The organism is Nonomuraea spiralis (assembly GCF_014648435.1).
GTDB lineage: Bacteria > Actinomycetota > Actinomycetes > Streptosporangiales > Streptosporangiaceae > Nonomuraea > Nonomuraea spiralis.
In genome coordinates this window covers 36,360-62,351 of sequence record NZ_BMRC01000011.1, presented here as the reverse complement: position 1 = coordinate 62,351, position 25,992 = coordinate 36,360, and the positions used below count along the sequence as shown (strand labels likewise).

The following is a 25,992-nucleotide window of genomic DNA, read 5'->3' as shown; positions in this document are numbered from 1 at the left end:
CCAATCTGTCAAATCTTGTTCCGTTTCGCCCTCTTTCGCTTGGCACGTTCATGCCCTAGAGTCCGCATTCTCGACCCAGAGCCAGTCAGGAGGCTGAGTGCGCGCCGCGCTCATCGTCATCGCGGGCACGCTGATTGCCCTGTCCGGCTGCTCCTCCGGCGCGTCCACCGCGCCGCGCGCGGACTCCACCGCCCCGGTGCTCGTCCCGGGCCGTCCGGGCGAGCAGGCCAGGACACTGCCCCCCGGCGAGGCGGCCACCGCCGTCCCCGCGCCCACGGCCAACGCCGCCGACATCACGTACGTCCAGGACATGGTCCTCCACCACCGGCAGGCCCTCGACATGGCGATCCTGGCCCCCACCAGGGCCGACTCGACCAAGCTCAAGAGCCTCGCCGACCGGATCAAGGCGGCCCAGGGCCCGGAGATCCAGTTCATGTCCACCTGGCTCACGCAGCAGGGCCAGAAGGTGCCCGACCACCACGCGGCGCACGGCGACATGCCGGGCATGGCCACGCCGGAGCAGATGGCGGCGCTGAAGGCGGCCAAGGGCAAGGACTTCGACCGGCTGTTCCTGGAGCTGATGATCAAACATCACCTGGGCGCGCTCGAGATGTCGGAGAAGGTGCTGACCGACGGCTCGCACATCAAGATCGAGGAGCTGGCCACGGACGTCAGCGTCACCCAGACGGCCGAGATCCGTCGTATGCAGGAGATGCAGGCGGCGCTCCGGTAACCCCGGCTCAGGAGCCCACGCGCCAGGAGTGCAGGTAGTCCTCCTGGTCGGGGGTCAGCGTGTCGATGCCGATGCCGGCGGCGGCCAGCTTGAGCTTGGCCACCTCGTGGTCGATCTCCTCCGGCACGTCGTACACGCCGGGTACGAGGTCGGCCCGCTGACCGGCCAGCCAGGCCACGGCCAGGGCCTGGGCGGAGAACGACATGTCCATGACGGCCGCGGGATGGCCCTCGGCGGCGGTCAGGTTGACCAGGCGGCCCTCGGCCAGCAGCAGCAGGCGGTTGCCGTCGGGCATGACGTACTCGTCGGTGTTGGGGCGCACCCCGCGGTGCACCTCGTGCGCCATCTCGTCCAGGGCGCGTACGTCGATCTCCACGTCGAAGTGGCCGGCGTTGGCCAGGATCGCGCCGTCCTTCATGACGGACAGGTGCTCGGCCCTGATGACGTCCCGGTTGCCCGTCACGGTGACGAACAGGTCGCCGATCATCGCCGCCTGGGCCATCGGGCGCACCTCGTAGCCCTGGAGGGTGGCGTCGAGTGCCTTGACGGCGTCGATCTCGGTGACGACGACCCGCGCGCCCAGCCCCTTGGCCCGCTCGGCCACCCCGCGCCCGCAGAACCCGAACCCGGCCACCACCACGGTACGGCCGGCCAGCATGGTGTTGGTGGCCCGCATGATCCCGTCGAGCGTGGACTGACCGGTGCCGTACCGGTTGTCGAACATACGCTTGGTGCGGGTGTCGTTGACGGCCACGACCGGGAACCGCAACGCCTGCTCGGCCGCCATCTGCCGCAGCCGGATGATGCCGGTCGTGGTCTCCTCGCATCCGCCGCTCACGCCGTCGAGCAGGTCGGTGCGCTCGGTGTGCAGGATGTTCACCAGGTCACAGCCGTCGTCGAGCACGAGGTCGGGCCCGAGGTCGAGGGCCTGGTGGATGTGCAGGTAGTAGGTGGCGCGATCGACCCCGGCACGGGCGTGCACGGCGATCCCGTACGCGCGCAGCGCCTCGGCCACGTCGTCCTGGGTGGACAGCGGGTTGGAGGCGGCCAGCGCGATCTCGGCGCCGCCCGCCTTCAGCGCGCCCATGAGCACGGCGGTCTCGGCGGTGACGTGCAGGCAGGCCGCGATCTTCAGCCCGTCGAGCGGCCGTTCGAGCGCGAACCGCTCGCCGATGGCCGTCAGCACCGGCATCGAACGCGCGGCCCAGGAGATCTGCCGCTCGCCGCTTTCCCAGAGATCCATGCCCAGCCCCTCGCGAAAGAAGCGGCTCCGGGAGGGACCCAGCCCTCCCGGAGCCGCCCTGCGGATCAGTAGCGGTAGTGGTCGGACTTGTACGGGCCCTCGACGTGCACGCCGATGTAGGAGGCCTGCTCCTTGGTCAGCTCGGTGAGCTTGACGCCGAGCGCGTCGAGGTGGAGGCGGGCGACCTTCTCGTCGAGGTGCTTGGGCAGCGTGTAGACGCCGGTCGGGTACTCGGCCGTCTTGGTGAACAGCTCGATCTGCGCGATCACCTGGTTGGTGAAGGAGTTGGACATGACGAAGCTGGGGTGGCCGGTGGCGCAGCCCAGGTTCATCAGGCGGCCCTCGGCCAGCACGATGATCGAGTGGCCGTCGGCGAAGACCCACTCGTCGACCTGCGGCTTGATGTTGTTCTTCACGATGCCGGGCAGCTTGGCCAGGCCGGCCATGTCGATCTCGTTGTCGAAGTGGCCGATGTTGGAGACGATCGCCTGGTGCTTCATCTGCGCCATGTGCGCGGCGGTGATGATGTTGAAGTTGCCGGTGGTGGTGACGAAGATGTCGGCGATGCCGACGACCTCCTCCAGCGTGGTGACCTGGAAGCCGTCCATGGCCGCCTGGAGGGCGCAGATCGGGTCGATCTCGGTGACGATGACCCGGGCGCCCTGGCCGCGCAGCGCGTCGGCGCAGCCCTTGCCGACGTCGCCGTAGCCGCAGACCACGGCCACCTTGCCGCCGATGAGCACGTCGGTGGCGCGATTGAGGCCGTCGATGACGGAGTGGCGGCAACCGTACTTGTTGTCGAACTTGGACTTGGTGACCGAGTCGTTGACGTTGATCGCCGGGAAGAGAAGCTGGCCGTTCTTGTGCATCTCGTAGAGGCGGTGGACGCCGGTCGTGGTCTCCTCGGTCACGCCCTTGATGCTCTCGGCGATCCCGGTCCAGCGCTTGTCCTCGCCGACCGTGCGGGTGAGCAGGTCGATGATGACGTGCCACTCCTCCGGGTCGTCGGCGCCGGCGGGCGGCACGGCCCCGGCCTTCTCGTACTCGGCGCCCTTGTGGACGAGGAGCGTGGCGTCGCCGCCGTCGTCGAGGATCATGTTGGGGGCGTCACCGCCGGGCCAGGTGAGGGCCTGCTCGGTGCACCACCAGTACTCCTCCAGCGTCTCGCCCTTCCAGGCGAAGACCGGGACGCCCTTCGGGTCCTCCTGGGTGCCGTGGGGGCCCACGACGACCGCGGCGGCGGCGTGGTCCTGGGTGGAGAAGATGTTGCAGCTCACCCAGCGGACCTCGGCGCCGAGCGCGACCAGCGTCTCGATGAGCACGGCCGTCTGGATCGTCATGTGCAGGGAGCCCATGATCTTCGCGCCGCGGAGGGGCTGGGAGGCCGCGTATTCCTTGCGCATCGCCATGAGGCCGGGCATCTCGTGCTCGGCGAGCCGGATCTCCTTGCGGCCGAAGTCGGCAAGTGAAAGGTCTGCGACCTTGAAGTCCATCGGGATTCCCCTCGCGTCACGATTGGTGTCGCGGACGAGTTTAGGCGTCGCTCGGGCAGCCTCGCATCTCCGAGACAGCGAAACTGACGTAAGAATGTAAGGATGCGCATCACGGAAGCAGCCAAGCGGCTCGGCATGTCCCCACGAATGCTCCGATATCGGGAGGCTCTGGGCCTGCTGCCACCGGTCAGAGAGCGCGGCGCGCACCGCAGATTCGGCCCGGAGGAGCTGGCCGCCGTGGCGCAAGGGGTGGAGCTGGAGAAACAGTTCGACGTCTCGCCCGCCGAGCTGGCCTTCGCGCTGCGGGTGCTGAGCGAGCCGCCGGTGGCCGCCGCCGTGCGCGACCTGGGTGTGCGGATCGGCCGCATCCAGGTGCCGCGCAGGGCGCTCGACTTCGAGAAGGAGAAGGCCCTGAGGCTGCTGCGGCCCCGAGGCTGAACGGTCAGGCGTTCGTCGTACGCAGCCGGTCGAGGTCGGGCTCCAGGTAGATCACCCGCGCGATCGGCACGGCGTCGCGGATGCGCCGCTCGGCCTCGTCGATGCCGCGGGCCACGTCGCTGGCCGTGTCGTCGTGCTCGACCGCGATCTTGGCGGCGACCAGCAGCTCCTCGGGGCCGAGGTGCAGCGTACGCATGTGGATGATCCTGGCCACCTCGGGCGCGCTCTCCATCGCGGCCCGGATCTGCTCCTCGACCTCGGGCGAGGCGCCCTCACCGAGCAGCAGCGACTTGGTCTCGACGGCCAGCACGATCGCGATGATCGCCAGCAGTACGCCGATCATGAGGGTGCCGATGCCGTCCCAGACGCCGTCGCCGGTGACGACGGCCATCGTCACGCCGAACAGCGCGAAGATCAGGCCGAGCAGCGCACCCAGGTCCTCCAGCAGGATGACCGGCAGCTCGGGCGACTTCGACCGGCGGATGAACGCGACCCACGACTGCCTGCCGCGCAGCGGGTTGGACTCCTTGACCGCCGTACGGAAGGAGAAACCCTCGGCGATGATCGCGAAGATCAGCACCGCGAACGCCCAGATCGGCGACTCGACCTCCGTCGGCTGGGAGATCTTGTGCCAGCCCTCGTAGAGCGAGAAGACCGCGCCGATGGTGAACAGCACCACGGCGACCACGAACGCGTAGAAGTAACGCTCGCGCCCGTAGCCGAAGGGATGGGTCTTGTCGCTGGCCCGCTTCGCGCGTTTGCCGCCGAGCAGCAGCAGGAGCTGGTTGCCCGAGTCGGCGACGGAGTGGATGCCCTCGGCGAGCATGGAGGACGACCCGGTGAAGAACGCCGCCACGAATTTCGCCACCGCGATCGCCAGGTTGGCGCTCAGCGCCGCAATGATTGCCTTCGTGCCGCCACTCGCGCTCACCGGTCGTCTCCGCTCATAAGATCACCTACAAAGACCTGGGAATGGGATCCTATTGGGAAACCCTGGCCTTAAGCTCAGTGATCGTGGCCACAGGCGTCGGATCGACGTCGTAGCCGAGGGCCAGGTAGGTGCCGGCGTAGTCGGCCAGACCGATGAGCGTGGCCAGCCGTTCGAGCGGATGCACACCCTCCGCCGTCAGCTCGCTGACCGGCACGTCGCGGTCGGTCGCCAGCCGCAGCGACGTCTCGCGCTGCCGCGTCACCTGCGGGTGCTCCTCGACGTCGCGCAGCATGACGAGCCTGAGCGTCGGCCCGGCCTCGTCGGCGAAGATGTCCCGCTCGGCCAGCGGCCCCTCCAGCGCCGCCACCTGGTTGTGGCCGGCCTCGGGCAGCTCGCCGAAGATCGCCGGGTACTTGCCGCTCTCGTTGAGCTGGGAGGCCAGCCGGCGCGCGGCCGCGCACGCCACGGGCGATGATCCCCAGATCATCGGAATGCTCTCGGCCAGGTCAAGGGCGAGGGACTTGCCCGGATTGATGAAGGACTCGCTGGAGGGACGGCACCGATGGGCGATGTCCTCCAGGATCGCGGCCACCCGTTCGAACACCTCGGGCCCGGCCGTGACCAGCCCGAGCGCGGAGGCGGCCGCGACCACCGGGATCGTCAGCAACCAGAGGTTGGCCCTGGGCTGCCCCTCGGCCCGCACCGGTACGTGCAGCGCCGACGCCTGCACGGCGACGGCCTCCAGCGGCGAGCCCGGCGGGCACACGGCCAGCAGCGCACAACCCCGCCGGACGGCCTGGACGGCGACGGAGACCGTCTCGTCCTCGTCGCCGGTGGCGGACACGGCGATGACCAGGTCGGTCGCGCCGACCCAGCCCGGGAGCTGGTAGGACCGCAGCGTCACGATCGGCGCCGGCACACCGTTGCCGCACACCGCGGCGAGGATGTCACCGGTCAGGCCCGCCGTGCCCATGCCCGCGACCACGACGGCCCGCGGGCGGCCCAGGCCGGCCAGCCGGTCGACGCCGGCCTCGACCGCGGCACGGTGGCCCGTGCGCACCTGGGCGGCCGAGGACGCGACCGCGAGCAGCATGCCGCCCGGATCGGCCTCGGCGAGATGTCGCTGGTCGTCGAGCCGCCCGGGCTCCCAGGTCACGGCTTTCTTGCCTCGTCGACCAGCAGGACGGGGATGTCATCGCGCACGGGGTAGATCAGACCGCAGTCCGTGCAGACCAGCTCCTCGGTCGCGGCCTCGGCGCGGAGGGGCGCCTTGCAGGCCGGGCAGGCCAGGATCTCCAGCAGCCAGTCGTCGATCTTCACAGTGACACCCTTCCCACGATGGCGAGGACCTCGTCCTTGATCGCCTTCATCTTGCTCTCGTCGGCCGCCTCGGCGTTCAGCCTGAGGAGCGGCTCGGTGTTGGACGCGCGCAGGTTGAACCACCAGTCGGGGCCGGTGATGGTCAGTCCGTCGAGCTCGTCGACCTCGCCCCGGCCCTCGAAGGCCGCGCGTACGAGGGACAGCGCCTCGCCCTGGTCGGAGACCGCGCTGTTGAGCTCGCCGGAGGCGTGGTAGCGGGAGTAGGCCGCCACCAGCTGCGACAGCGGGCGGTCCTGCTCGCCGAGTGCGGCCAGCACGTGCATCGCGGCGAGCATGCCCGAGTCGGCGAACCAGAAGTCGCGGAAGTAGTAGTGGGCCGAGTGCTCACCGCCGAAGATCGCTCCGGTGCGGGCCATCTCCGCCTTGATGAAGGAGTGGCCGACGCGGGTGCGCACGGGCGTGCCGCCGTGCTCGCGGACGATCTCGGGCACGCCGAGCGAGGTGATCACGTTGTGGATGATCGTGCCACCGGGGTCTTTGGCCAGCTCACGGGTGGCGACCAGCGCGGTGACGGCCGACGGCGAGACGGACGCGCCGCGCTCGTCGACCACCCAGCAGCGGTCGGCGTCGCCGTCGAAGGCGAGGCCCAGGTCGGCGCCGGTGTCGAGGACGGCCCGCTGCAGGTCGACGAGGTTCTGCGGCTCCAGCGGGTTGGCCTCGTGGTTGGGGAAGCTGCCGTCGAGCTCGAAGTAGAGCGGGACCAGCTCCAGCGGCAGGCCCTCGAACACGGCCGGGACCGTGTGGCCGCCCATGCCGTTGCCCGCGTCGACGACGACCTTGAGCGGCCGGATCGACGACAGGTCGACGAGCGCGCGCAGGTGGTGGGCGTAGCCGGACAGCAGGTCCTTCTCGATCAGCGACCCGGTCGGGGTGGCGGGGGCGCCGACCAGCTCGGCCGCGCGGTCGCGGATCTCGGCCAGCCCCGTGTCGCCGCCGATCGGCACCGCGCCGCCGCGGCACATCTTCATCCCGTTGTACTCGGCGGGGTTGTGGCTGGCGGTGAACATCACGCCGGGCAGGCCCAGGCTGCCGCTGGCGTAGTAGAGCAGGTCGGTGGAGCCGAGCCCGGCGAACACGACGTCGGCCCCGCGCGAACGGGCGCCCCTCATGAACGCCTCGGCCAGCGGTACGGAGGACTCACGCATGTCATGGGCGACGACGACGGAGACGGCTCCGGTCACCTCGACGAACGCCGCCCCCACGGCCTCGGCGATCGGCTCGTCGAACTCGCCCGGGACCACCCCGCGAACGTCGTACGCTTTGAAGATCTTGGCGAGGTCGCCCACTCTCCAGCTCCGCCCCTAGGTCGTCTGTCGTGTGGAACGAGCCTACCGGTCGCGGTGCTGCTGGGCCGACCGGAGAACGCGCAGGTGGCCTCTGCGCCCGACCTCGACCCCTTGGCCGACCGGCTCGCCGCTGCCGGACGGATTGGGCCTGGCGGCCTCCCTGACCGCGTTGGCCAGCGCCTCCAGGTCGTCCGAGCTGGGTGAGTTGCCGTCGGTGGGGAGCCGGACGACCTCCCAGCCGCGGGGAGCGGTCAGCCGCTCGGCGTGTTCGGCGCACAGGTCGTAACAGTGTGGCTCGGCGTACGTCGCCAGAGGGCCGAGAACTGCGGTCGAGTCGGCGTATACGTACGTGAGCGTGAAGACGGCAGGCTGGCTGCAAGCGGTGCGGGAACAGCGGCGGACGGGGCTCACGGAGGGACCGTATCTGGTAAGAGTGCGAGGCGCCACTATCTGGGCGCTCTTAACGAGCGTGTCGCCACAATTCGGACACCTGTCGCAGGCTTTCCGCCTACATGCACCGATGCGAGCGCCTGAGGGACAACACTGCCCCGTGACCGTTGACGCCACACCGGCGGGCATGTACTTTCCATATCAGTTAATTAACCACCAAGGAAAGTGATGAGACGGGACGATCAGCTGAGCGCCACCTTCGCCGCCCTCGCGGACCCGACGCGGCGGGCGATCCTCGCCCGGCTGGCCGAGGGCGAGGCGACCGTCGGGGAGCTGGCCGAGCCGTTCGACCTCACGCTGCCCGCCGTCTCGAAGCACGTGAAGGTGCTGGCGCAGGCGGGGCTCGTGGAGCAGGGCCGGCAGGCGCAGTGGCGTCCCTGCCGGCTGCGGCCCGAGCCGCTGCGCGACGTGCTGACGTGGATGGAGCAGTACCGCGAGTTCCTCGGGCAGAGCCTCGACCGCCTCGACGACTACCTGCGGGGCCTACAGGAAGGTGAACGACAGTGACGCGACAGGACCTGGGCGACGAGTCCACGACCGTGACCGCCGAGGACGACGTCCTGCTCATGGAACGGGTCTTCGACGCCCCCCGCGAGCTGGTCTGGACGGCCATGACCGGCGCCGAGCACATCCCCCACTGGTACGGCCCCCACGGCAACCGGGCCAGGGTGACGGAGATGGACGTACGGCCGGGCGGCCGGTGGCGCATCGCCCCGGAAGGCCCCGAGGGAATGGCCTTCACCGGCGAGTTCATGGAGGTCGTGCCGCCGGAGCGGCTGGTACGCACCTCGCGTCCGGACGTCGACCCGCCGGGCCCGGCGGCCGTGGAGACGCTGACCTTCGAGGACCTCGGCGGGCGGACGCGGCTGCGCTGGGAGGCCCGGTTCCCCTCGGCGGAGATCCTCGGCTTCGCGCTGGGCACGGGGATGACCAAGGGCGTGCTCGAACAGTTCGACCGGCTGGCCACACTCCTTCCCACCCTCCCTTCCTGACCGCGCCGCCCGGCCACGCCGACCCGGGACGGGGGTTCCGGGGGGCGGGGGCGGGTGCCCTTACACTTGGGCGGTGACTCCAAAGCGCGGTCCCAGACGGCGCGATCGCCACGGTCGTGGCCTGCGCGGCCCCCTCGCCCCCTCCCACGTCCCCATGGCCAGGTCCCGCAGCGAGCGTTTCGACGACCTCGTGCTCGACGCCGTCGACAGGCTCCGGCCGCGATGGGACAAACAGCTGTCCGCCGTGGAGTTCGCGGTCGAGGAGGTGCCGCCGCTCAACGAGCTGGGCGACGGCCCGAGCATGGGCACCGAGCCCATCCCGTTCGGCCGGGCCGACGCGGCCAGCGGCCAGTCACCCGCCGCCGTGGTGATCTACCGCCGTCCGCTGGAGGCCCGCGCCCGCGACCGCGACACCCTGGGCGCGATGGTGCACGACACGGTGGTCGAGCAGGTCGCCACCCTGCTGGGCCTCGCCCCCGAGACCGTCGACCCGGGCTACGACGACCGCCGCTGAGCCGCGGGCCCAGGTCGTCAGGGCGCCACCACGCGGGCGCTGTCGGTCAGCACGGGCAACATCGTCCACATGCGCGCGGGCGCGAGCGGCTGGGCCGTGACGAGCAGCCCGCTCTTCTGGCGTTCCTCGATGACGCGGCCCCCGTACACCTGGCCCGACACGGGGGTGACGACCACGGCGAAGTCGCCCTTGCCGCGCAGCCGTACGTCCTTGGTCCGGCCGGCGGGCACCGTCACGGCGAACGGCTTGCCCGCCGCGCCCTTCGCCGGCACCTCCTGCACCCTGACCTCGCCCGGCCCGCCCAGCGCGGTGAACAGCAGCCGCGTGCCGGCGCCGTTGCCCGCCACCGCGCTGCCCAGGTCGAGCGCCGGCGTGCCCGCCGTGAAAGCCACGTCCTGCCGCTGCCCGGTGCCGACGACGACCAGCCCGGCCACGACCGGCGCGGGCGCGGTGAGCACGAGCGCGGCCGACTCGCCGCCGATCCCGGTGGTCACGTCCACCGCGACCACGCTGCCGGCGGGCACGTCGACGGTCTCGCGGCCCTTCATGGCGTACTCGGCGTCCTGGCTGACCGCCTTGACCTGCACGGACACGTCGCTCTTGCCGGGCGCCGCGACCAGCAGCTCGCGTCGGCCGCCGCCGCCGGGGATGCCGGGCACCACCACGCGCGTGGCGGGCGGCGCGGCGAGCGGGAGCCAGTCCACGCCGCCGGCCCGCATGGACGCCCTGGCCGCGACCGCGACCCGGCCGAAGACGGTGGTGACGCTGACGGCCATGATGTCGGCCGAGGGGGCGAGCGTCCTGAGGTCGATCTCCTTGTGCTCGCCCGGCGCGATCTCCAGGCCGCGGCCCTTGTCCCCGGAGACCGGGCCCTCGGCCGCGTACACCTCGACGTCGGCCTGGGCCGGGGACTTGTCGGCGTTGGTGAGGTGCAGGAGCACGTCGCCCTCCGCGGGGCCGGGGCCGACCAGCCAGGCGACCGGGGCCGGCTCGGTGCAGCGCACCCCGGACAGTCCGCGCAGCGCGCCGGAGGTCACGCGGGTGGTGTATCCGGCTTCGAGCGCTCCGGGGCCGTTCGTCACGTACGGGTCGGCGTTCTTCATGACCTCGTGGGACAGGCGGCCGGGCAGGTAGACGTTCACCTGCGTGCCCTTGGCACCTGGGCAGACGGCGGTCACCGACTCGACGGCGACCTTCCTCGGCCCCTCCGCGCGTGGCTGGGCTGGGGCCGGGCGGGTGACGAAGGCGACGCCGTACAGGGCGGACAGGGCCACCACGACCAGCACCAGCAGGCCGAACCGGTTCTCCACGAACGCCTTCATCGCACTCCAACCGGCGCGGCGGCGGGCGCCTCGACGCCCTCGACCGCGCCGCTCTCCCGGCGTCCCGGCATGGCCAGGGCGAACACGAGCAGGGCCAGGACACCCTGCGCGCACAACCACGGCGTGTGCAGGACGCCCGCCGGCTGGACCGGTACGCGGGTGACCGGCTCGGTCAGCCGCCACAGGCCGCCCGCCTCGGACAGGCTCATGCGCCGCAACGACGGTTGCGAGTCGAGCGACCTGGCGAGCTGGGGCGGCACCGGCGCGGCCACGGCCATCATGGCGATCCCGTGCTGGGCCAGCGTCGCCGCGTCGGTCCCGCCGCGCCCGCCGACCAGGCCGCGCGCCGCGGTCGCCACCTTCGTACGGGCCTCGGAGGCGACCGGCAGCTCGGCCTCGCCGATCAGCGGGGTACGCCCGTGCAGCACGGTGAAGGCGTCACCCTTGATCACCAGCGTGCGTTCGCCGTTCCTGGTGCTCCAGGTGGCCAGGGCGGGCAGCACGTCGGGCGCGTGGCCGGTCAGCGGGCCGCGTACGCCGTACGCGATCCAGTAGCCGGCGGCCAGGATCGGCGTGCTCACGGCGGCGGCCACCACCAGGGTCGCGCCCAGCCTGCGCAGTCCGCCGCCGGCCCGCAGCTCGGCCAGCCGGTGCGCGGTCAGGCCCACGAGCACCAGCAGCCCGGTCCCCGCGAACGCCAGCGGCACCCCGGGCCAGGCCCGCGCCCCTTCGACGCTGATCCGGCCGATCAGGATGGCGGCCAGCATGCCGTACAGCGTGACACCCCAGCCGATCGCGACGATCATCCGCTGGCGGCGCATGAGCAGCGCGGCCAGCGCGGTCACCACCAGCCCGGCCGTCACCCAGAACGGCGGCAACCCCGGCCCTCCCGGGCTGAGCGCGAGCAGCGACTCCGGCGCGAGCCCCGCCTCCACCAGGGCGGGATCGTGCAGCCCGGCCTCCAGGAGGATCCGGCCTGGGTCCATGACCAGCCCGGCCAGCCACGGGAACAGCAGCGCGAGCGGCACCACGAGCGCGATCACCATGGAGGTCACCACACCGCGCCGCACCCCGCCGTACGCGACGGCGGCCAGCACGCCGAGCACCGCGAAGAGCGGGTACACCAGCGGCACGAACGCGGTCCCCACGGCGAGCAGCAGCCCGAGCGCCCAGGCCGCGCGCCGGGCGCGGCGCCGCTCGCCGGACAGCAGCGTGGTGCCGAGCGCGGCGTACACCGGGACCAGCACGAACACCACCGCCGTGCCGAGCCTGCCCGCCGCGATCGCGCCGGTCGCGACGGGCAGCAGCGCGTACGTCCCCGCCGCCCACGCCCGCGCGGGCACCGCCGGGATGATGTGCCTGGTCGCCAGGTACGCCGACGCCCCGGCCAGCGGCACCGACCCCAGCAGCAGCACGGACACCGCCAGCCACGTCTTGCCGAGCGCCAGCGTCGAGGCCAGCGCCAGCAGCCCCACGTACGGCGGCGCCCAGTCAGTGGACCCGAGCCCGATGTCGTGGAACCCCTCGGTGTAGAACCGCCACAGGTCCCCCGCGCCGCCCGTGACCGGCACCAGCGCGCCGCCGCCCAGCCGGTCGCCGAAGAGCAGCGACCGCTCGGCGGCCAGCGAGACCACGGCGAGCGCGAGCATGAGGACGACGCCGGGCCGGTGGAGGAAACGCTTGACCGCGCCGGTGTCGACCGGCGTGCTCTCCTCGTCCTCCTCGCCGGCGGAGTGGTGGTGGCGGCCGGCGGACTCCACGGGTCCCTCTCCGGCGAGGAAGCTCTGCACCATGTCGGTCAGCCGCCGGTACGCGACCCCCGACGGCGTCAGCAACCGCTTTATGCGGATAAATCCCTTTTTACGGCCTTCGCGCCGGGCCCTACGCGCCTTGAACAGCCTGAACGGGTGCACCAGGATCGACCCCAGCGCCACCATCTCGTCCAGCGCGTTCGCCGGCTGCTTGCCCACCAGGAACAGGAACGTGCGCAGCGCCGAGCCGGCCAGGTTCCGCAACAGCGCCCACACCATCACGCGGAACGGCAGGTTCGCCATGATCACGAAGATCGCGTTCCGCCGGTCGAGCCTGCGTGGATGGTCGCCGCTGACCGTGATCCGCCGCCGCCTGCGCGCCGCCGCCTCGGCGTGCCAGGCCACCGCCGAGGTGACGGCCAGGACCCTGTGCCCGGCGTTGCGTACCCGCCAGCACAGGTCGAGGTCGTCGCGGAAGAGCGGGAACAGCGGGTCGAGGCCGCCGAGGCGTTCCCAGACGTCACGGCGGACCAGCATGCCCGCCGTGGAGACCGAGAGCACCTCCCGGGTGCCGTCGTGCTGACCCTGGTCGAACTCGCGCGGCTCCAGCCCGGTGTCCCTGCGCCCGGTGAGGCCGACGGTCACGCCCAGTTCGAGCAGGCGCCTGCGGTCGAGCCAGTCACGCAGCTTCGGGCCGAGCACCGCCGCCTTGGGATCCTGGTCGGCCGCCATGAGCAGGGCCTCCAGCGCGCGCCGGTCGGGGGCGCAGTCGTCGTGCAGCAGCCAGATCCATTCGTCCGGCCCGCACGGCGGCAGCCTGTCCAGCACCTCCGCGACGGCGTCGCCGAAGGAGGCCGAACGCGGCAGCGTGAGCACGTTGGACGCGCCGAGCGTCTGCGCGAGCAGGTCGGCCGAGCCGTCCCTGCTGCCGTTGTCGACGCCGGCGACCCGCTCGGGCCTGCGGCTCTGGCCCGCCAGCGCGCGCAGCGTGTCCCCGAGCCAGCGCCCGCCATCATGGGCGACGACGATCGCGGTGACGAGGGGACGTGACATGGGCGGGCGACTCCAGCGTTGATCAGGCGCGCCCACCATACAGGTCAGAGCAGGACCACATGCGAAAAAGGGTCACACGGCAGCCCGCGTGACCCTTTCGCCTATATCCCCTAAACGGCCTGGCGCTTGATCCGTCTGCGCTCCCGCTCCGACAACCCACCCCAGATGCCGAATCGCTCATCGTGCTCGAGTGCGTACTCCAGGCACTCCGCACGGACCTCACACGATCGACAGACCTTCTTGGCTTCTCGGGTGGAGCCGCCTTTTTCCGGGAAGAACGCCTCCGGATCAGTCTGCGCGCACAACGCGCGCTCCTGCCATCCGAGTTCTTCAGCGTCAAGCTGATCCTGTGCGATGACCGGATCGGTCACTGCACACCTCCCTGCCGCCCGCCCGCAATGGAGCCCCCCATGGACGCCTTCCTTACTACCCACCCACAGGAAGGCGTAACAACATGGTTGTAATTACACGCGCGTGCCGTACGTGACGTCAAGCGGCATGACGGTATCCGGGGAAAGACCGACTCTCGCCCCGGTGTGCTCGGCATGTGGTGTTCGCACCAGGCCGGAGCCTCCTGCGCAGCAAGGCTTCGACCTGGTTCGTTCAACGCTGTCAGCGGTCGGAACCGTACCAGGGCGGGGTAGACGCCCGCCCTTTGGGCCACCTTCTCTCTAGCCGTCGTTTGCCGGTCCGTTACCTGCGTGGCTCGTTGGGCGTGTATATGGCCGTTGGGTCGATTGGGTCGTCGCCGGGGCGGTTCTGGGCGCCCAGCGCGTCCCCGAACGACGAGGGGTCCAGCCGCATCGTCGACTCGCCCTGCGCCTCGCTCCACCCGGCCGGGGCGTGGGGAGCCTGGGGAGCCTGCGGGGCCTGGTGGGTGGGGCGGTAGCCCTGGGGCTCGTACGCGCCCTGCTGGGGTTCGTACGCGCCCTGCTGCTGGTACGGCTGAGGCTGGGCCTGTTGGGGCTGGGCCTGCTGGGGGTGGCCGAACGGGTCGTCGTACGGCCTGGCCGGCTGGCCGGCGTAGTCGGGCACCCGCAGGTCGGGCTGGGTGCCGACGGCGCCGGCCGTCGAGCTCTGGTACGTCTCGGCCTGCTGGTAGGCGTCCAGGAGCTGCTGGGAGCGGGGATCCACGGGCGGGTCCGGCTCCTGGAAGGCGGGGGTGGCGTACTCGAGGCCGGAGTAGCCGGTGAACGGCTGACCGCCCTGCTGACCTCCCTGCTGGCCGGTCTGCTGGTCGAAGGCGTTCTGGCGGTCGTAGTACGACGGCTGCTGCTCCGCCGGCGGGTACGGGACGCTCGGGCTGGTCTCGCCGCTCGGGTACGCCTGGTCGGCGAACGCGTTCGGGGAGCTGTCGCGCGGGGCGTACGGGTTATCCGGGGTCGGGTAGTTCGTCTGGCCGTACGCGCTGGGCTGGCTGTCCGCCGGGACGTACGGGGCGGGCGTGTACTCACCGGCGGGCGGCTGGTAGCCGGAGTCGGGGAGCGTCTCGGACGGGGTGTAGGACGGCGTGGCGTACCCCTGGTCCTGGCCGAAGCCCTGCGGCGGGAGGCCCTGCGGCGCGAAGCCCTGGTCCGGCTGCCCGAACGGCTGCCCGGTCTGGCCCTGCGGGTGTCCGAAGGGCTGCTCGACCGGGGCGTACGGGGGCTCGGGGGCGGGGGCCGGGGGGAAGGGCGACTCGGGCTGGCGCTGGTCGGCGGGCGCGGCGGGGAGCGCGGCCCTGGCCGGCTGGTAGGGCTGCTGCTGCTGGTAGGGCTCAGGCTGCTGGCCTTGAGCGGGCTGGCCCTGGGAGGGCTGCTGGCTCTGCGCGGGCTGGCCGAAGGGGAGCTGGTCGGGCTGCTGACCGTAGCCGGGCTGCTGGCTCAGCCCCTGACCGTGGCCCTGGCCGTACGCGGGCTGGGCGTCGGGAGTCTGGGGGGCGTAGGGGGACTGCGCCTCGGCGGCGTGCGGGACGGGCGTCTCCGGCTGGTGCCCGTAGCCGGGGACGGCGGGCTCGGGCTGACCGTAACCGGAGGGGTCAGGCTGGCCGTAGCCGGAAGCGGCGGGCACGGGCTGACCGTAACCGGGGGCGGGCTGGACGTAGCCTGCGGCGTCCGGCTGGGAGAGGCCCGGGGTGGAGGGCTGGCCGTAGCCGGGGGTGGTGGGGTCGGGCTGGCCGCCGTAGCTCGGGGGCTGCTGGCCGTAGCCGGTGCCGGGCTGGCCACCGGGGCTGGTCGACTGGGCGCCGTAACCGGACTGCTGGCCAAAGGCGGCCGTCTGGTCCTGCGGGCCGAAACCGCCGGGCACCTGCTGGCCCGACGGCGGCTGCGGCACGTAACCGGAGGACGGGGGCTGCGGGGCGTAACCGGAGGAAGCGGGCTGAGGCTCATAACCCGAGGAGGCGGCCTGCGGCTCATAGCCCGAGGAGACGGGCTGCGGCTCGTAGCCGGACGACGCGGGCTGGGGCTCGTAGCCGGGCGAGGCCGCCTGCGGCTCGTAGGGCGAAGGCTGCTGGCCGGAGGGCGGCTGGGGGGCGTAGCCCGGAAGGGGCTGGCCGGGCGGCGGCTGCTGGCCCGAGGGCGGCTGCGGGGTGTAGCCGGACGCGGCGGGCTGCGGGTCGTGGGCGGAGGACTGGGCGTCCTGGCCGCCCGGGGGCAGCTGGGCGAGCGCGGGCTGCTGGCCGTAGGGGGTCGGCGCGGAGTGCGGCTGCGCGTACGCGGGCTGGTCGGACTGACCGTAGGCGGGCTGGTCCGGCTGGCCGAACTGAGGCTGGTCGGGCTGGCCGTACGGGGGCTGGTCCGCATGGCCGAAGTGGGGCTGGTCCGGCTGGCCGAACTGCTGGGCCTGGCCGTACGGGGGCCGGTCCGGCTGGCCGAACTGCTGGGGCTGGCCGAACTGCTGGGGGTGACCGTAATGGTTGGACTGGCTGCTGTAGCCGGTGGAACGGCCGGGCAGGACCTCGGGAAGCAGATAGACCAGCGCCACGGCGGTCAGCGCGAGCGTGGGGACGCCCGTGAGCACGTACTCGAACACCCCGCGGACCGTGTCGCCGGCGAACAGCCCGACGACCAGCACCAGCACGCCGAACACGGCGGCCAGCAGCAGGCCGGCCACGGAGCCGTAGGCGATGGGCCTGGCCGCGGACGAGCGCTCGCCGACCTTGGTGACGAGCAGCACGGCGCCCACGAGCAGCGCGGTCACGACCGGGCTGGTCAGGCCCAGCAGGTTGGCGGCGGCCCGGTCGGCGAACCCGGCGCCGTACGAGTTGCCCGCGCCGAGCAGGATGCGGCCGATCGTCAGGACCACGTCGACCAGACCGGTGACGAGCATGATCCAGGCGGCCGGCTCCCGTAGCCGGGTGGCATTTACTTTGCTCACGAGTAACCCCCATCGGACCCTTTGGCCCGAAGGGAGTTTGCCACATTGCCGACTTACGCGGCGGGCGTCCCAACAACCTCTTCCATCCCATTTACCCCTATACCTGGAAGTTCCTTGTCATCAGGAGGGGCAAAACCACTCCCCCCGCAGGGATGTCGGAGGCCGGTGGAAGACTGGGCCGCATGCACATCGTGTCACTCGCCGGCGGCATCGGCGGCGCCCGTTTCCTGCGCGGCCTGCGCGCCACCGCACCCGACGCCTCGATCACCGTCATCGGCAACACGGGCGACGACATCACCCTGTTCGGCCTGCGGGTCTGTCCCGACCTCGACACCGTCATGTACACCCTGGGCGGCGGCATCGACGAGGAGCAGGGCTGGGGCCGGGCCAAGGAGTCCCACGTCGTCAAGGAGGAGCTGGCCGCCTACGGGGTCGAACCGCAGTGGTTCGGGCTCGGCGACCGCGACTTCGCCACCCACATCGTCCGCTCGCAGATGCTGGAGGCGGGCTACCCGCTCTCGCAGATCACCGAGGCCCTGTGCGCGCGCTGGCAGCCGGGCGTACGCCTGCTGCCGATGACCGACGACCGCTGCGAGACGCACGTGGTGATCTCCGACGAGCACGGCAGGCGGGCGGTGCACTTCCAGGAGTGGTGGGTGCGGCTGCGCGCGTCGGTCCCGGCCGAGTCGTTCGCGCTGGTGGGGGTCGACACGGCGAAGCCGGCGCCGGGGGTGCTGGCGGCCGTCGAGCAGGCCGACGTGGTCATCCTGCCGCCGTCCAACCCGGTGGTGAGCGTCGGCACGATCCTTCAGGTCCCCGGCATCCGCGAGGCGGTCGCGGCCAAGACCGTGGTCGGCGTCTCCCCCATCATCGGCGGCGCGCCCGTGCGCGGCATGGCCGACGCCTGCCTGACGGCGATCGGGGTGGAGACCACGGCTCAGGCCGTGCTCGACCTCTACGGCTCCGACCTGGTCGACGGCTGGCTGGTGGCCGAGGAGGACGCGGGGGTGGCGCTCGACGGCGTGCGCGTGGTGTCCCGGCCGATCCTCATGCACGACGCCGAGGCCGCCGCCGACATCGCCCGCACCGCGCTCGACCTGGCCCTGGAGCTGGCCCGATGAGCACGCGACGCATCGAGGTCATCGCCGTGACCGGCATCGGCGAGGTGCGGCCCGGAGACGACGTGGCGGCCCTGCTCAAGGGCGCCGACCTGCGCGACGGCGACATCGTGGTGGTCACCTCCAAGATCGTCAGCAAGGCCGAGGGCCGCGTCCGCCAGGCGCCCGACCGTACGAGCGCGATCGAGGAGGAGACCGAGCGGGTCGTCGCCAGGCGCGGCGAGACGGTGATCGTCCAGACCCGCCACGGCTTCGTCATGGCCGCCGCCGGGGTCGACGCCTCCAACACCGAGCCGGGCACGGTCCTGCTGCTGCCCGACGACCCCGACGCCTCCGCCGCGCGGATCAGGGCCGGGCTCGGCGGCCGGGTGGGCGTGATCGTCTCCGACACGTTCGGGCGTCCCTGGCGCAACGGGCTGACCGACGTGGCGATCGGCGCCGCGGGGGTGCGTCCGCTCGACGACTTCCGTGGTTCCTCCGACTCCTACGGCAACCCGCTCAGCGCCACCGTCACCGCGCTGGCCGACGAGATCGCGAGCGCGGCCGAGCTGGTCAAGGGCAAACTCGACGGTGTTCCGGCGGCGATCGTGCGCGGTCTCGGCCATCTGGTGACCGACGAGGACGGGCCGGGGGTCAGGCCCCTCGTACGCCCGGCCGACGAGGACCTGTTCCGCTTCGGCGCCCGGGATGTCGTGTTCGCCCGCCGTACGATCAGGGAGTTCTCCGACCGCCCGGTCGACGGCGAGGCGGTGCGCAGGGCGGTGGCCGCGGGCATCGCAGCGCCGGCGCCGCACCACACGACCCCGTGGCGGTTCGTGCTGGTGGAGTCCCCCGCCACGCGCACCGCGCTGCTCGACGCCATGCGCGAGGCGTGGATCGAGGACCTGCGCGGCGACGGGTTCACCGAGCAGTCGATCGCCAAGCGCGTCCGGCGCGGCGACGTCCTGCGCAAGGCCCCCTACCTGGTGGTGCCGTGCCTGGTGATGGAGGGCTCCCACACCTACCGCGACGAGCGGCGCAACGCCTCCGAGCGGGAGATGTTCGTCGTGGCGACGGGCGCGGGCGTGGAGAACTTCCTGATCCAGCTCGCCGTCGAGGGGCTGGGCTCGGCGTGGGTGTCCTCCACGATGTTCTGCCGGCCGGTGGTGAGGGAGGTGCTCGACCTTCCGGAGTCGTGGGATCCGATGGGCTGCGTGGCGATCGGTCACGCCGCCGCGCCTCCTCGTGACCGCGCCCCCCGTGACCCGCGCGATTACATCGTGACGCGCTGAGCCTCTGACGAGAGTCCGGAAATCCGGTAAGCCAACCGTTTACCGTTAGGAAACTTTCCTTTACATTTGGACTATCCCCCCATGTAAAGGAGCCACTTCAATGCGAAGGACTCTCACGTTAGTCGCCGTGGCGGTGATCACCATCGCCACGGCGGTGTTCAACACCTCTCCCGCGTTCGCCCACGGCTATGTGAACTCACCCCCCAGCCGGCAGGCGTTCTGCGCCCAGGGCAAGGTGTCCGACTGCGGCCAGATCATCTATGAGCCGCAGAGCGTGGAAGGGCCGAAGGGCCTGCGGAGCTGCAGCGCGAATCTTGGACAGTTCGCTCAGCTCAGTGACGAAAGCAAGCCGTGGCCCGCCACCTCTGTGGGCAACTCGGTCACCTTCACCTGGACGTTCACCGCCAGGCACGCCACGCTCAACTACGAGTACTACATCGGCGGCACCCGGGTCGCCGTCTTCAACGGCAACGGCCAGCAGCCGCCGTCGACGATCTCCCACACGGTGAACCTCTCCGGCTACTCCGGCCGCCAGAAGGTTCTCGCGATCTGGAACATCTCCGACACCTCCAACGCCTTCTACTCCTGCATCGACCTGCAGATCGGCGGCGGCGGTCAGCCGACCCCCACCCCGACCCCGACCGTGACCCCGACGCCCACCCCGACCCCGACGCCGACCACGACGGCCTCGGGCACCTGGAAGGCCGGTACGGCCTACACCACGGGCAGCACGGTCACCTACAACGGCGTCTCCTACCGGTGCCTGCAGCCCCACACGGCCATCGCGGGCTGGGAGCCGCCGAACGTGCCGGCGCTCTGGCAGCGGGTCTGAGGTCTGGACACGTCGATGACCAAGCTTCGTGACGCCGCGCTGTCGCTGTTCCGCATCGTGGTGGGCCTGCTGTTCGCCTGCCACGGGGCCGCCACTCTGTTCGGCGTACTCGGCGGCCCGTACGGCGGAACGACCCCCTCCATAGGCCAGTGGCCCGACTGGTGGGCGGGGGTGATCGAGCTCGGCGCGGGCGGCCTCGTCCTCATCGGGCTCGCCACCCGTATCGCCGCCCTGCTCTGCTCGGGCACGATGGCCTACGCCTACTTCACCGTCCACTTGCCCAAGGGCTTGTTCCCGTTGCAGAACGGGGGCGAGACCGCGGCCATGTTCTCGTGGTCGTTCCTGATGCTGGCGCTGCTGGGCAGCGGCGCGTGGTCGCTGGACAAGCTCGTGTCCCACCTCCACCATCGCGGCGAGAACGCCACCGTGCAGCAGATCTAGACCGAGGGGGTGCCGGGCGACCGGCATCCCCTCAGGTGGCCGGCTTGCAGGTGGGGTGGCAGAGCCGGCGGGCCAGGGCGCCGAGGAAGACGTCGATGATCTCCCCGGGCTCCTGGGCCTCGTGCAGCGAACCGTTCGTGACCGCCGTGATCTGCGACAGGCTGCCGCGGTCCACGTCCTTGCCGAACGCGATGATGACGATCTGTACGGGCCTGTCCGGATCCCATTCGTTCCGCAGGGTGTTCAGAAGCTGCGGAAGCTTCACACCCTTGCCGTCGTCCCTGCCCGCGGTGATCACCAGCAGCGTGTTGTTCATGTCGTCGCGGTAGTCGCCGCTGACCTTGCGGAACCCGCTGAGCACCGCGTCGTAGAGCGAGCTGTCCAGGTCGGGGTGCGGGGCGATGGTGCTGGTCAGCTCGTCGAGTACGCTGCGCCGCAACACCTGGCCCGACTCCGGCTCGCTGATCGGGCCGAGCCCGACGCGCTCCCGGTAGCCCCTGATGTTCCCGACCTTGTCGGCGAACTCCCACATGCCCATGTGCGTGGAGTTCGGGAAGAGCTGCAACCCGATCTTGGCAGCGGCCAGCGCGATGCGCACCTTGGTGCTGCCGTTCAGCGGCTCGGCCATGTGCTTGGAGGTGTCGGCCAGCACGAGGATGTTGGTCGGCGGCGCCAGCCTGCTCCAGGCGCGCAGCGCCTCGTCGATGTCCTGCTGCGACACCGACGGCCTGGTCCTCGGCGCCTCGGACGGGATCTGCGGCCCCGGCGGGAGCGGCCCCAGCCGGCCGTCGCCCGACCTGAACCCGGCGCGCCGGACGATCTCCTGGGCCTGAGTGCCCTTCAGCCAGTCGGCGAAGGCCGTGGACGCCTCCGCGACCGCGGGGTCGGCGGCCGTGACGACGTAGGGATAGTCGAGGTCGATCGTGCCCTCGCGCGGGTGCAGCGCCACGACCGGGTCTGCGGAGGGCACCTGGTTGTGGTTCCACACCGACTGCTCGGGGACGATCACCACCGGCCGCTGCCAGAAACCGCGGTCGTCCACGGCGTCGAGCATGCTGCGGTAGTCGGGCGCCGACCCGGCCTGCGCCCACCGGACGAACGCGGTCAGCGCCTTGTCGGCGGCCTCGCCGGTGCCCACGACGTCCCTGGCCGCGGCCACGGTGGCGATCCCCGCGCCCACCAGGGACGGATCGGGCACCCGTACGACGTCGGGCTCGTTCGAGTTGGGGGTCAGCCGCCCGCGCACGGTCGGCGGGAAGACCATCCGCCAGTTCATCTCGGTCCGGCCGACCGAGAAGCGCCGGGCCAGCGACGACCGCGTGGCGAACACCAGCGGCGAGGTGGCCACCACGGTCTCCCCCGCGGGCAGCGAGCTCGCGCCCTGGCTGCGGGCCAGCCTGATCCAGGCCGAGGAGTCGGCGATCCAGCCGTCCGGACGCTCGCGCAGCACGCCGGCCCGGTCGCCGATCAGCGTGCGCAGCACCGTGGCCGGCGGCTGCTCGGTGACCTGGACCAGCACGCACCGGCCGCCGACCGACGTCTTCGTCCCGTTGAAGCGCCCGGCGGCCTCCATGACCGCCGGCGCCACGTCCACGGCGGCGGCCACGCTGACCAGAACAGGCTCTCGCGACACGCAGAGGGCGGGACCGCCGCCCAGGACCACGTACAGGCTGCCCGCGGCGACGGCCACGGCGGCGAGGCCCGCCAATATGCCACGTTGGAGCGCTTTCCTGCGTCGCTGCACGGGAGGCAGCGCGGCACGGTGTCGACCCAACCGCACGATGAACCTCTCTCCGGTGGAGTGATGATTCTCCCAGGGCCTCCCATACCGCCCGCAACCCTTGTTAGAACTTGTTATAACTACGCCATCGGCAAGACCCTTCTCACGCTCTGGCACACGCCGTCGCTCGCCTGCGCGGCGGCCAGCCGCTCGGACGTGGGACGGCCGTACTCGGTGGTGCGCTGGCGCACCGGCCTGCCGGTGACCTCGACCATCTCGCGCAGCTCACTGATCGTCTTGTACGAGCCGTTCTCCGATCCCGCCATCCGGCTGATCGTCTCCTCCATGAGGGTGCCGCCGAGGTCGTTCACGCCGCCCCGGAGCACCTGGCGGCACAGGTCGTCCTGGAGCTTGACCCACGAGCACTGGATGTTGGGGATCGCGCCGTGCAGCAGGATCCTGGCCAGGGCGTGCACCGCGCGGTTCTCCTGGGCGGTCGGGCCGGGCCGGGCGATGCCGGCCAGGTAGATCGGGGCGCTGGTGTGCACGAACGGCAGCAACACGAACTCCGAGAACCCGCCGGTCTGCTCCTGCAGCCGCCTGATCAGCTTGATGTGCCTGACCCAGTGCAGGTGGTTGTCCACGTGGCCGTACATCATCGTGGACGTCGTCGGGATGCCGACCTCGTGGGCCGTCGTGATGACCTCGACCCACTCCTTGGCCGGCAGCTTGCCCTTGGTCAGCACCCAGCGCACGTCGTCGTCGAGGATCTCGGCCGCCGTGCCGGGCAGCGAGTCCACGCCGGCCTCCTTGGCGGCCTCCAGCCAGTCGCGTACGGACAGGTTCGTCCGTGAGGCGCCGTTGATGACCTCCATCGGGGAGAACGCGTGCACGTGCATGTCCGGCGTCCTGGCCTTGACCGCCCTGGCGATGTCGAAGTACGCGGTTCCCGGCAGGTCGGGATGGATGCCGCCCTGCATGCACACTTCGGTCGCGCCCGCCGCCCACGCCTCCTCGGCCCGGTCGGCCACCTGGTCCAGGCTCAGCGTGTACGCGTCGGCGTCGGTCCTGCGCTGGGCGAAGGCGCAGAAGCGGCAGCCGGTGTAGCAGACGTTGGTGAAGTTGATGTTCCGGTTGACGACGTAGGTGACCTCGTCGCCGGCGACCTCCTCGCGCAGCGCGTCGGCGATGGCGGCCAGCTCGTCCAGCGCCTCGCCCTCCGCACCCAGCAGCGCGACCGCCTCGGCGTCGGTCAGCCCGGCGGGGTCGGACGCGGCCCGCCTGAGCGCCTGCCGCACGTCGCTCGGCGTCGAGGGCGCGGCCGTGCCGAGCCGTTCGCGCAGGGCCGCCCAGTCGCCGTAGACGTGGTCGAAGTCGTCGCGCCGGTCGTTCGTGCGGCCGGTGGTGTCCACCTCGACGTGCAGGTCCACCCGGCCGGCGGCGGCGAACCCGCCGTCGGGCTCCTGCCAGGGACGTCCCTCCAGCACTGCGTCCGCGCGGGCCAACCCGGTGGCGGGATCGGCCAGGGCCTCGACGTGCGCGAACAGCCGCGGGTCCAGCCAGGGCTCGCCGGCCTGGACGTACTCGGGGTAGATCGTCAGGCGTTCCCGCAGGTCGAAGCCGGACTCCGCGGTACGGGCCGCCAGGTCGTCGATCTGCGGCCAGGGGCGTTCGGGGTTGACGTGGTCGGGGGTCAGCGGCGACACGCCGCCCCAGTCGTCGATGCCGGCGCGGATCATCAGCGCGTACTCGGAGTCGACCAGGTTGGGCGGGGCCTGGAGGCGTACGCGGGGGCCGAGGACCAGGCGCGCCACGGCGATCGTGGCCGCGAGCTCGTGCAGATCGGCGTCCGGCAGGCCGCGCATGGCCGTGTCCGGCTTGGCGCGGAAGTTCTGGACGATGACCTCCTGGATGCCGCCGTACTCGCGGGCGACCTTCCGGATGGCGAAGATCGACTCGGCCCGGTCCTGGACGGTCTCGCCGATGCCGATGAGGATCCCGGTCGTGAACGGCACGTTGGTGCGCCCGGCGTCCTCCAGCACCCGCAGCCGCACCGCCGGGTCCTTGTCCGGCGAGCCGTAGTGCGGCTGTCCCTTCTCCTCGAACAGCCGCCGCGAGGTGGTCTCCAGCATCATGCCCATCGACGGCGCGACCGGCTTCAGCCGTTGCAGGTCGCGCCAGCTCAGCACACCGGGGTTCAGGTGCGGCAGCAGCCCGGTCTCCTCCAGCACCCTGATCGCCATGGCCCGTACGTAGGACAAGGTGTCGTCATAGCCGTGCGCGTCCAGCCACTCGCGGGCCTGGTGCCAGCGGTCCTCCGGCCGGTCCCCCAGCGTGAACAGCGCCTCCTTGCAGCCCATCGCGGCGCCCTGCCGGGCGATCTCCAGCACCTCGTCCGGGCTCAGGAAGAGCGACTCCAGCTTGTGCGGCGCGGTGGCGAACGTGCAGTAGCCACAGCGGTCACGGCACAACCTGGTCAGCGGGATGAACACCTTCCTGCTGTAGGTGATCACCCCTTCCCGGCCGGCCGCCTTCAGCCCGGCGTCCCGTACGCGGGAGGCGTGATCGAGCAGCGCGTCGAGCTGCTCGCCCCGCGCGTGCAGCAGGACCGTGGCCTCGGTGACGTCGAGCGCCTTGCCGTCACGGGCACGGGCGAGGGCGCGGCGGAGCGCGGAATCACTGACAAGACTCATAAAGGCACAGTACGCACCCCTGAGTTCGCGACGCGCACCCAGGGCCGCTGGTCAGAACGACCGGTAGTCGCGCGCCGCCATCCGCGGCCCGCGGGCCGGCGGGCGCAGGCCGCTGAGCCAGATGAGCACCGTCGCCCGGTGCCGATGCCCCCGGTACGGCTCCAGCAGCCGCATCATGCCCTGATCGTCGGTCTTCTCCCCCGTCAGCGCGTAACCGACCAGCTTGGCCAGGTGGAAGTCGCCCACGCTGACCGCGTCGGCGTCGCCGAAGACACGCTGGCGCACCTCGGCCGACGTCCACACGCCGATGCCCGGCAGGGCCCGCAGCAGCCGGTCGAGCTCCTGCGTGGTGGCCGCGGCCTCCAGCTTGGCGGCGTGCCAGGCGGCGTTGGCGATCGTCCTGGCCCGCACGGCCTCCGCGCCCGCCCGGTGCCAGTGCCAGCTCGGGATCTGCCGCCACACGACCGGCTCGGGCGCCACCCGCATGCCCTCGGGCGCCGGGCCGGGGGCGGGCTCGCCGTAGTGGCCGAGCAGCGAGCGCCAGGCCCGCCACGCCTCCCGGCCGACGACCTTCTGCTCCAGCACGGCGGGCACCAGCGCCTCCATGACCCGCCCGGTACGCCCGATCCGCAGGTCGGCGTGCTTGCGGGCCACGTCGGCCAGCACGTCGTGCCGGACGCGGAAGCCGGAGACGTCGTCGAACGCGCCGAGCAGGGCGGGCAGTGTCTCCAGCGACCATCCGGCGCCCGGCCCCCACGCCTGGGCGTGCACGGCCCCGGCCACGACGTTCACCCGCAGCGTGCTCGGGCCGTCGGGGGTGCGGCAGGTGCGCCAGACCGAGCCGTCGGGGGTCCTGCGCCAGGCCGGATCACCGGTGCCACGCCGATGGGGGCCCAGCGCCAGCTCGACGTCGAGCGGCCCGGCGGGCTCCCACCTGCGTTCCATCACCCGTCCAGTGTGCCGCCCACGGGCAG

The 25,992-nt window shown here is 71.7% G+C and carries 23 protein-coding genes; 9 read left to right on the top strand and 14 right to left on the bottom strand.

The features are described from left to right. Positions 1-97: 97 nt before the first annotated feature. A complete protein-coding gene (locus tag IEZ27_RS26755; RefSeq protein ID WP_189649771.1) occupies positions 98-733 on the top strand; it encodes a DUF305 domain-containing protein in 636 nt (211 codons plus the stop codon). A gap of 7 nt (positions 734-740) precedes the next feature. Here IEZ27_RS26755 and IEZ27_RS26750 read toward each other — a convergent pair whose 3' ends face one another. Both IEZ27_RS26750 and ahcY read right to left on the bottom strand, forming a co-directional pair. Then, a complete protein-coding gene (locus IEZ27_RS26750; RefSeq protein WP_189649770.1) occupies positions 741-1,976 on the bottom strand; it encodes an adenosylhomocysteinase in 1,236 nt (411 codons plus the stop codon). Positions 1,977-2,041: 65 nt separating this feature from the next. Continuing rightward, entirely contained in the window at positions 2,042-3,475 is a 1,434-nt protein-coding gene (ahcY, locus tag IEZ27_RS26745) for an adenosylhomocysteinase (protein ID WP_189649982.1), read from the bottom strand. Positions 3,476-3,571: 96 nt separating this feature from the next. Here ahcY and IEZ27_RS26740 point away from each other — a divergent pair, with 96 nt between their 5' ends. Next, positions 3,572-3,907 carry a MerR family DNA-binding transcriptional regulator gene (locus IEZ27_RS26740; RefSeq protein WP_189649769.1) on the top strand — a complete coding sequence of 112 codons (336 nt, stop codon included), beginning with the start codon at positions 3,572-3,574 and terminating at the stop codon, positions 3,905-3,907. 4 nt (positions 3,908-3,911) lie between these two features. Here the strand turns inward: IEZ27_RS26740 and IEZ27_RS26735 are convergent, their stop codons facing one another. The 5 genes from IEZ27_RS26735 to IEZ27_RS26715 are packed head-to-tail and all read right to left on the bottom strand — an operon-like array spanning position 3,912 to position 7,915. Continuing rightward, positions 3,912-4,838 (bottom strand): cation diffusion facilitator family transporter, encoded by a 927-nt coding sequence (locus IEZ27_RS26735; RefSeq protein ID WP_189649768.1) that lies wholly within the window; start codon positions 4,836-4,838, stop codon positions 3,912-3,914. A 49-nt stretch (positions 4,839-4,887) separates the two neighbouring features. Next, positions 4,888-5,994, bottom strand: coding sequence for an SIS domain-containing protein (locus IEZ27_RS26730; protein WP_229824363.1), 1,107 nt, complete (start codon positions 5,992-5,994; stop codon positions 4,888-4,890). Beyond that, positions 5,991-6,158, bottom strand: coding sequence for a Trm112 family protein (locus tag IEZ27_RS26725; protein ID WP_125632382.1), 168 nt, complete (start codon positions 6,156-6,158; stop codon positions 5,991-5,993). Before IEZ27_RS26725 ends, IEZ27_RS26730 begins: the two co-directional genes overlap by 4 nt. Next, positions 6,155-7,504 (bottom strand): phosphomannomutase/phosphoglucomutase, encoded by a 1,350-nt coding sequence (locus IEZ27_RS26720; protein WP_189649767.1) that lies wholly within the window; start codon positions 7,502-7,504, stop codon positions 6,155-6,157. Before IEZ27_RS26720 ends, IEZ27_RS26725 begins: the two co-directional genes overlap by 4 nt. A gap of 42 nt (positions 7,505-7,546) precedes the next feature. Beyond that, complete coding sequence (locus IEZ27_RS26715) at positions 7,547-7,915, bottom strand: DUF3499 domain-containing protein (RefSeq protein WP_125632386.1); 369 nt, start codon at positions 7,913-7,915, stop codon at positions 7,547-7,549. Between the two features lie 207 nt (positions 7,916-8,122). Between IEZ27_RS26715 and IEZ27_RS26710 the strand changes: the two genes are divergently transcribed. The 3 genes from IEZ27_RS26710 (at position 8,123) to IEZ27_RS26700 (ending at position 9,460) form a co-directional block, all read left to right on the top strand. Next, on the top strand, positions 8,123-8,461 hold the full coding sequence (locus IEZ27_RS26710; protein ID WP_189649766.1) for an ArsR/SmtB family transcription factor: 339 nt from the start codon (positions 8,123-8,125) through the stop codon (positions 8,459-8,461). Then, positions 8,458-8,946, top strand: coding sequence for an SRPBCC domain-containing protein (locus tag IEZ27_RS26705; protein WP_189649765.1), 489 nt, complete (start codon positions 8,458-8,460; stop codon positions 8,944-8,946). Before IEZ27_RS26710 ends, IEZ27_RS26705 begins: the two co-directional genes overlap by 4 nt. 73 nt (positions 8,947-9,019) lie before the next feature. After that, a complete protein-coding gene (locus IEZ27_RS26700) occupies positions 9,020-9,460 on the top strand; it encodes a metallopeptidase family protein (protein ID WP_125632390.1) in 441 nt (146 codons plus the stop codon). A 17-nt stretch (positions 9,461-9,477) separates the two neighbouring features. On the opposite strand, the gene IEZ27_RS26695 is transcribed toward IEZ27_RS26700, so the two are convergent. From IEZ27_RS26695 to IEZ27_RS26680, 4 genes are all read right to left on the bottom strand, one after another. Then, positions 9,478-10,782, bottom strand: a complete 1,305-nt coding sequence (locus IEZ27_RS26695; protein WP_189649764.1) for a DUF5719 family protein — start codon at positions 10,780-10,782, stop codon at positions 9,478-9,480. Continuing rightward, complete coding sequence (locus IEZ27_RS26690) at positions 10,779-13,586, bottom strand: glycosyltransferase family 2 protein (protein ID WP_189649763.1); 2,808 nt, start codon at positions 13,584-13,586, stop codon at positions 10,779-10,781. Before IEZ27_RS26690 ends, IEZ27_RS26695 begins: the two co-directional genes overlap by 4 nt. A 110-nt stretch (positions 13,587-13,696) precedes the next feature. After that, the gene (locus tag IEZ27_RS26685; protein WP_020546325.1) at positions 13,697-13,957 is read right to left on the bottom strand and encodes a WhiB family transcriptional regulator; all 261 of its coding nucleotides are present in this window, start codon (positions 13,955-13,957) and stop codon (positions 13,697-13,699) included. 322 nt (positions 13,958-14,279) lie between these two features. Continuing rightward, entirely contained in the window at positions 14,280-16,943 is a 2,664-nt protein-coding gene (locus tag IEZ27_RS26680) for a hypothetical protein (protein WP_189649762.1), read from the bottom strand. A gap of 182 nt (positions 16,944-17,125) precedes the next feature. On the opposite strand from IEZ27_RS26680, the gene cofD reads away from it, so the two are divergent. The 4 genes from cofD (at position 17,126) to IEZ27_RS26660 (ending at position 20,605) form a co-directional block, all read left to right on the top strand. Continuing rightward, positions 17,126-18,064 carry a 2-phospho-L-lactate transferase gene (cofD, locus tag IEZ27_RS26675; RefSeq protein WP_189649761.1) on the top strand — a complete coding sequence of 313 codons (939 nt, stop codon included), beginning with the start codon at positions 17,126-17,128 and terminating at the stop codon, positions 18,062-18,064. After that, positions 18,061-19,332 (top strand): coenzyme F420-0:L-glutamate ligase, encoded by a 1,272-nt coding sequence (locus IEZ27_RS26670; RefSeq protein WP_189649760.1) that lies wholly within the window; start codon positions 18,061-18,063, stop codon positions 19,330-19,332. The genes cofD and IEZ27_RS26670 overlap by 4 nt, the downstream gene beginning before the upstream one ends. A 100-nt stretch (positions 19,333-19,432) precedes the next feature. After that, entirely contained in the window at positions 19,433-20,164 is a 732-nt protein-coding gene (locus IEZ27_RS26665; RefSeq protein ID WP_189649759.1) for a lytic polysaccharide monooxygenase, read from the top strand. Positions 20,165-20,179: 15 nt separating this feature from the next. Then, positions 20,180-20,605, top strand: a complete 426-nt coding sequence (locus tag IEZ27_RS26660) for a DoxX family protein (RefSeq protein ID WP_189649758.1) — start codon at positions 20,180-20,182, stop codon at positions 20,603-20,605. A gap of 31 nt (positions 20,606-20,636) precedes the next feature. Here IEZ27_RS26660 and IEZ27_RS26655 read toward each other — a convergent pair whose 3' ends face one another. The 3 genes from IEZ27_RS26655 to IEZ27_RS26645 all read right to left on the bottom strand — a co-directional run bounded on the left by IEZ27_RS26655 (position 20,637) and on the right by IEZ27_RS26645 (position 25,963). Continuing rightward, complete coding sequence (locus tag IEZ27_RS26655; RefSeq protein WP_229824362.1) at positions 20,637-22,313, bottom strand: substrate-binding and VWA domain-containing protein; 1,677 nt, start codon at positions 22,311-22,313, stop codon at positions 20,637-20,639. A 152-nt stretch (positions 22,314-22,465) separates the two neighbouring features. Continuing rightward, complete coding sequence (locus IEZ27_RS26650) at positions 22,466-25,018, bottom strand: bifunctional FO biosynthesis protein CofGH (protein ID WP_189649757.1); 2,553 nt, start codon at positions 25,016-25,018, stop codon at positions 22,466-22,468. 51 nt (positions 25,019-25,069) lie between these two features. Further along, positions 25,070-25,963: a DNA-3-methyladenine glycosylase family protein gene (locus IEZ27_RS26645; protein ID WP_189649979.1), complete on the bottom strand. Its 894-nt coding sequence runs from the start codon at positions 25,961-25,963 to the stop codon at positions 25,070-25,072. Positions 25,964-25,992 lie beyond the last annotated feature (29 nt).

Coding starts and splice junctions, on each gene's coding strand:
- IEZ27_RS26665 (WP_189649759.1), top strand. CDS start 19,433: ATGCGAAGGACTCTCACGTTAGTCGCCGTGGCGGTGATCACCATCGCC.
- IEZ27_RS26690 (WP_189649763.1), bottom strand. CDS start 13,586: ATGTCACGTCCCCTCGTCACCGCGATCGTCGTCGCCCATGATGGCGGG.
- IEZ27_RS26650 (WP_189649757.1), bottom strand. CDS start 25,018: ATGAGTCTTGTCAGTGATTCCGCGCTCCGCCGCGCCCTCGCCCGTGCC.
- IEZ27_RS26645 (WP_189649979.1), bottom strand. CDS start 25,963: ATGGAACGCAGGTGGGAGCCCGCCGGGCCGCTCGACGTCGAGCTGGCG.
- IEZ27_RS26750 (WP_189649770.1), bottom strand. CDS start 1,976: ATGGATCTCTGGGAAAGCGGCGAGCGGCAGATCTCCTGGGCCGCGCGT.
- IEZ27_RS26660 (WP_189649758.1), top strand. CDS start 20,180: ATGACCAAGCTTCGTGACGCCGCGCTGTCGCTGTTCCGCATCGTGGTG.
- IEZ27_RS26670 (WP_189649760.1), top strand. CDS start 18,061: ATGAGCACGCGACGCATCGAGGTCATCGCCGTGACCGGCATCGGCGAG.
- IEZ27_RS26710 (WP_189649766.1), top strand. CDS start 8,123: ATGAGACGGGACGATCAGCTGAGCGCCACCTTCGCCGCCCTCGCGGAC.
- cofD (WP_189649761.1), top strand. CDS start 17,126: ATGCACATCGTGTCACTCGCCGGCGGCATCGGCGGCGCCCGTTTCCTG.
- IEZ27_RS26695 (WP_189649764.1), bottom strand. CDS start 10,782: ATGAAGGCGTTCGTGGAGAACCGGTTCGGCCTGCTGGTGCTGGTCGTG.
- IEZ27_RS26740 (WP_189649769.1), top strand. CDS start 3,572: ATGCGCATCACGGAAGCAGCCAAGCGGCTCGGCATGTCCCCACGAATG.